Here is a 4,673-nt window from a genome sequence, read left to right on the forward strand (position 1 = left end):
CACCACCAAGCCCTCATCGCACTCGCCCGCCGACGCATCAACGTTCTCTACGCGATACTCCGCGACCGCCAGCCCTACCAGCCCCGACCGCCCAAAGCGGCTTGACAGAAACATCAGCCTGTCACCTGTGCCTCGACGGCCCGTTTGGGCATGGCGGCGTCGCGCAGCCGGCCGCCGATGCCGGCGATGGCCAGGCAGGTCGCGGTGAGCAGGCCGGCCGGGAAGACCAGCAGCCACCACCCGCCGGCCAGGATCGCGGACCGGGCGTCCTCGAGCAACGTGCCGAGAGACGGGTCGTTGGGCGGCAGGCCGACGCCGAGGAACGACAGCGCGCTCTCGTGCCAGACGGCGTGCGGCAGCAGCAGCACGACGGCGATCAGCGCCTGCGGCACGACCGCCGGCAGCAGGTGCGTCGACCAGACCTGCACCCGCGACGCGCCGGACACGATGGAGACGGCGACGTGCTCGCGGGTGCGCACGGACAGGATCTCGGAGCGGACGATGCGCGCGACCTGGGTCCAGTGCGTCAGCCCGATCGAGACGACGATCGCCCACCACTGGCCGCGCCAGAGCGAGGCGATGACGACGCCGAGCAGCAGGTGCGGCAGCGCGTTGGTGGCGTCGACGAGGCGCATGACGACCTTGTCGACCCGCCCGCCGACCGCAGCTGCCACCGTCCCCACCACGACGCCGACGACGGTGGAGACCACCGCCGCCAGCGCGGCCAGCAGCAGCGACACCCGCAGCGCCTGGGCACACCGGACGAACAGGTCGCGGCCGAGCAGGTCGGTGCCGAGCAGGTGCTCGCCCGACGGCGGCCGCAGGTAGCCGTCGAGGTCGACGACGCGCGGGTCGACGTCGGTGAACAGCGGCACGACGGCGGCGTAGAGCGCGACCGTCACGAGCACGGCGACGGAGACGACGACGGTGCGGCGCCCGGCCGCGCGGCGGGGACGCTGCCACCGTCCGGCCGGCCAGCGCGGGACGGTCCGCCAGACGCGGGCGTCCGTGGACACGGGACCGCGCGGGCGCGCGGCAGTGGTCAGGGTGGGTTCAGGCATCGTCGACCCTCGGATCCACGAAGAGGTACAGCGCGTCGGCCAGCATCGAGCCGATCAGCACCGCCAGGCAGGTGAGGACGGTGACGGCGGCCAGCAGCGGGAAGTCGCCACTGACGGCCGCTTCGACGGTGGCCGAGGCCAGTCCCGGCCACGAGAACACCGTCTCGACCAGCAGCGCGCCGGTGACCAGCTCCGGCAGCCGGGCGCCGATCACCGTCACGAACGGCAGCAGCGCGCCGGGCAGCGCATGCCGCCACACCACGGTCCGGTCCTTCAGGCCGCGGCCGCGGGCGGCGGTCACGTGGTCCTCCGTCAGCGCGGCGAGCACCGACGACCGGACGTTGAGCAGCAGCCAGGGCAGCTGCGACAGGGCGAGCACCGACGCCGGCAGCACGATGTGCCGGGCGATCGAGCCCCAGGTCGGGTCGGCGCCGCCATCGGACGCCCCGCCGACCGGCATGCCCAGGCCGAGCGCGAACACGCCGATGACCACCAGCGCGACGACGAACGGCGGGATGCCCTGCAGGGCGTAGCCGAGCCCGGTCGCGATCCGGTCCGTCGGACCGCCGGGGTAGCGGGCCGCCCGCACGCCCAGGACCAGTGACAGCACGACGGCGAGGACCAGCCCGGTGCCGGCCAGCATCAGCGTGTACGGCAGCCGGTCGGCCAGCACCTCGGACACCGGCCTGGCCAGCGACCGCGACTGCCCCCAGTCCCAGTGCAGGACGACGTCGCGCGCCCACCGGCCCCAGATCGCGATCCACGAGTCGTTCAGCCCGAGCTCGCCGGCCAGGGCATCGCGCTCGGCGACGCTGGTCCGCTCGTACCGGGTGCCGAGGTAGGCGACCAGCGGGTTGAACGGCGAGATCGAGGCCAGCCAGAACGTCGCCATCGAGACGGCGGCGGTGACGGGCAGGGCGATGAGCAGCCGGGTGCGGACCAGGCGCCCGGCCGCGCGCCACCGGTGGTGGGTGGGCGCGGGCGCTTCTGTCGTGACGGTCATCAGGACCTGCGGGTCCACTGGTCGATGTCGACCCACGGGCCCCAGGCGGTGCCGTGCTCGTGTGGCTCGAGCATCGTGCTCAGGTTGTCCCATTCCCGCCCGACGGAGGCCTTCTGCACGTAGGTGTGGTCGAGGAAGACCAGCAGCACCATCGACGGGTCGGCGACGTAGAGCTCCTGCACCCGCTGGTAGGCGGCGACACGCGCGGCCGGGTCGACGGACGTGCGGCCCTCGTGCAGGGCGGCGTCCATCTCCGGGTCGGCGTACTGGCTCGGGTTGTCGTAGAACGCGCCGGCCGCCGGGTACGACGAGTGCAGCGCCTTGTAGATCTGCGAGTCGACGTCGTAGGGGGTGTCGCCGCCGCCCAGCAGGATCGCGTCCTGGCCGGCGCGCGGCTCGGCCTGGTCGAAGTCGACGCCCTCGATGGTGACGTCGAAGCCGAGCGGCAGCACCTCGGAGGCGAAGGCGGCGGACAGGTCGCGGCGGACCAGGTCGCTGGGCCTGTACATCAGCGTGAACTCCGCGCGCTGCCCGTCCTTCACCCGGATCCCGTCGGCGCCCATGACCCAGCCGGCCGCGTCGAGGACGCTCGCCGCCTGCTCGGGGTCGTACGGGAAGACGGCGTCGGCGTTGTGGTACTCGCCGTACTCCGGCGGGATGAACGTGTGCGCCGGCCGGCCGGTGCCGACGAGGACGCCGTCGATGATCGCCTGCCGGTCGATGCCGAGGTTGAGCGCCATCCGCACGGCCGGGTCGGACGTGACCGGGTTGTCCGCCGGCAGCGACAGCCCGCGCCAGTCGGCGGACGTCGCGTGGAAGACCTCGAACCGCTCGTCGTCCTGGAACGTCTCGGTGAGCCGCGGCGGCAGGACGGAGCCGTCGAACTCGCCGGCGGTCATCCGCTGGGCGCGGGTGTTGTCGTCGGCGGCCAGCACGTAGGTGATGCGCTTCAGCTCCGGCGCACCGTCGCGGTAGGCGTCGTTGGCGACCAGGACGAGGCGGTCGGTGGCGAACGACTCGACGCGATAGGGCCCGGTGCCCACCGGCTCCTGGGCCAGCGGCGACTCCGCGACCTGCTGGCCCGCCGTGATCGACTCCGACGGCGCGATGCCGATGAGCAGCGCGGTGCGGAACGAGACCTGCGGCTCGGCCAGCGTGAAGCGGACGGTGGTGTCGTCGACGGCCTCGACCGTCTGCAGGTTGACCAGGTCACCTGCGATGGGCGAGGCGCTGGCCGGGTCGGCGATCGCCTCGTAGGTGGCGACGACGTCCGCGGCGTCCAGCGCGGAGCCATCGGTGAACGTGACACCCTCCTGGAGGGTGACGGTCCAGGTGCGCGCGTCGGGCGAGACCTCGGGGTCGGCGGCGGCCAGGTGGGGGACCAGCTCCGGCAGCTCGGTCGGGCCGCCCTCGAGCGTCAGCAGGCCCTCGTTGATCTTCCCCTTGCCGGTGTTGCCGAAGCCGGCGAGCGGGTTGAGCGATTCCGGAATCGATGCGGTGAGCAGCGAGATCTCGGCGGTGCTGTCGCCGCCGTCCTGGCTGCCGCTGCTGTTCTCGCCACCGTCCGGGTCGGGCGCGCCACAGGCCGCGACGGTGAGCACGAGGGCGAAGAGGCCGACGAGGCCTGGTCGGAGCATGGCGATCACCTGGTCCTTGACGCGAATGGATATCGGATACAGATAGCCGTCTGGCGATACGGTCGCATGTGCGACTGTGTCGCGTCAAGAGCCTGCCCGACGTCGTTGCGCCCCACACCAGCAGCCGGCGAACACCAGTTGAACTGCGGTGATACCTGAGGTGCGGCGGTAGGGTCGGTGGGTGCTGCTCGCCCAGGTGAACGTCGCCCGGCTGCGGTGGGACCTCGACTCACCGCACCTGGCGGGCTTCGTCGGCGCGGTCGACGGGGTGAACCTGCTGGCCGAGGCCAGCCCCGGGTTCGTCTGGCGGCTGCGTGCCGCCCACGGCCCGGTCCCGCTCGCCGACGGCGACGCGCGCCTGGTGGTGAACGTGTCGGTGTGGCGGACGTACGAGCACCTGCACGCGTTCACCTACCGCAGCCGCCACGGCGGCCTGGTCCGGCGGCGGGTCGAGTGGTTCGCGCTGACGCCGCCGCCGTACGTCGCGCTCTGGTGGGTGGCCGACGACGCCGAGCCGACGATGACCGAGGCGTTGCGCAGGCTCGAGCACCTGCGCCGGTACGGCCCCTCGCCGCAGGCCTTCGGCGTCCGCCGCCGCTTCACCCCCGACGGCCGGCCGGTCCCGCCCCGCCGCCCATGATCCTCGCCCCTCCCGGCCCGGGAATGACCACGTTCACCACCCGATTCCCTCCGTCACCAGGCCTGCGGGCCTGGTGACGCACGCGAACACCTGGTGACATCCCGTCGCGACGGCCGGCAAGCGCTTCCCGGCCGACGCGACGGGACGTCACCAGGATCACCCGAGCGTCACCACGCCTGCAGGCCTCGTGTGGCACGGAATCTCGTGCTGAACGTGATCTCTCTGTCAGGGTTCTGCTACCGGGCGCTGTTCGACGGGGCGGGGCCTGGCGTGGTCGCCGGGTGACTCCAACGTGATCTGCCCGCTGTGTGTGGCTTCGGTAATGACGTGTC

The 4,673-nt window shown here is 72.6% G+C and carries 4 protein-coding genes; 1 reads left to right on the plus strand and 3 read right to left on the minus strand.

Annotated elements, in window-relative coordinates; all coding sequences use genetic code 11:
* Positions 1 to 113 precede the first annotated feature (113 nt).
* Genes E1212_RS28885 through E1212_RS28895 form a run of 3 tightly spaced genes read right to left on the minus strand, consistent with a single transcriptional unit; the run spans position 114 to position 3,701 of the window.
* Positions 114 to 1,061 (minus strand): ABC transporter permease, encoded by a 948-nt coding sequence (locus E1212_RS28885; protein WP_131988967.1) that lies wholly within the window; start codon positions 1,059 to 1,061, stop codon positions 114 to 116.
* Positions 1,054 to 2,064, minus strand: a complete 1,011-nt coding sequence (locus E1212_RS28890; RefSeq protein WP_203417375.1) for an ABC transporter permease — start codon at positions 2,062 to 2,064, stop codon at positions 1,054 to 1,056. The genes E1212_RS28885 and E1212_RS28890 overlap by 8 nt, the downstream gene beginning before the upstream one ends.
* Positions 2,064 to 3,701 carry an ABC transporter substrate-binding protein gene (locus tag E1212_RS28895; RefSeq protein WP_131988969.1) on the minus strand — a complete coding sequence of 546 codons (1,638 nt, stop codon included), beginning with the start codon at positions 3,699 to 3,701 and terminating at the stop codon, positions 2,064 to 2,066. The genes E1212_RS28890 and E1212_RS28895 overlap by 1 nt, the downstream gene beginning before the upstream one ends.
* 181 nt (positions 3,702 to 3,882) lie before the next feature.
* On the opposite strand from E1212_RS28895, the gene E1212_RS28900 reads away from it, so the two are divergent.
* Positions 3,883 to 4,341 (plus strand): DUF3291 domain-containing protein, encoded by a 459-nt coding sequence (locus E1212_RS28900; protein WP_131988971.1) that lies wholly within the window; start codon positions 3,883 to 3,885, stop codon positions 4,339 to 4,341.
* The last annotated feature ends 332 nt before the right edge of the window (positions 4,342 to 4,673 follow it).

This window comes from Jiangella ureilytica (assembly GCF_004348545.1).
GTDB lineage: Bacteria > Actinomycetota > Actinomycetes > Jiangellales > Jiangellaceae > Jiangella > Jiangella ureilytica.

Excerpts from the sequence above, each read along its gene's own strand:
- E1212_RS28885 (WP_131988967.1), bottom strand. The coding sequence starts at position 1,061 with ATGCCTGAACCCACCCTGACCACTGCCGCGCGCCCGCGCGGTCCCGTG.
- E1212_RS28890 (WP_203417375.1), bottom strand. The coding sequence starts at position 2,064 with ATGACCGTCACGACAGAAGCGCCCGCGCCCACCCACCACCGGTGGCGC.
- E1212_RS28895 (WP_131988969.1), bottom strand. The coding sequence starts at position 3,701 with ATGCTCCGACCAGGCCTCGTCGGCCTCTTCGCCCTCGTGCTCACCGTC.